This window comes from Rhodobacter capsulatus (genome assembly GCF_005144475.1).
Classification (GTDB): Bacteria; Pseudomonadota; Alphaproteobacteria; order Rhodobacterales; family Rhodobacteraceae; genus Rhodobacter; species Rhodobacter capsulatus_C.
On sequence record NZ_SWJZ01000140.1, the window covers coordinates 1 to 494 of the forward strand.

The window sequence follows — 494 nt, forward strand, 5'->3', positions numbered from 1 at the left end:
GTTGACCAGCCGTTCCTGATGCCGATCGAGGACGTGTTCTCGATCTCGGGCCGCGGCACCGTGGTGACCGGCCGTGTGGAACGCGGTGTGATCAACGTGGGCGACGAACTCGAGATCGTCGGCATCCGCGACACCAAGAAGTCGGTCTGCACCGGCGTCGAGATGTTCCGCAAGCTGCTGGACCGCGGCGAAGCGGGCGACAACATCGGCGCGCTGCTGCGCGGCATCGACCGTGACGGCGTCGAGCGTGGTCAGGTTCTGTGCAAGCCGGGTTCGGTGAAGCCGCACACGAACTTCGAAGCCGAAGCCTACATCCTGACGAAGGAAGAAGGCGGCCGCCACACGCCGTTCTTTGCGAACTACCGTCCGCAATTCTACTTCCGCACGACGGACGTGACGGGCACCGTGAAGCTGCCGGAAGGCACCGAGATGGTGATGCCGGGCGACAACCTGAAGTTCGAAGTCGAGCTGATCGCGCCGATCGCGATGGAAGA

The 494-nt window shown here is 63.8% G+C and carries 1 protein-coding gene; it reads left to right on the forward strand.

Annotation, left to right across the window (positions count from 1 at the left end; all coding sequences use genetic code 11):
* The coding region (locus FBT96_RS19625; protein ID WP_249306584.1) for an EF-Tu C-terminal domain-related protein at nt 1-494 on the forward strand (494 nt) is incomplete at both ends.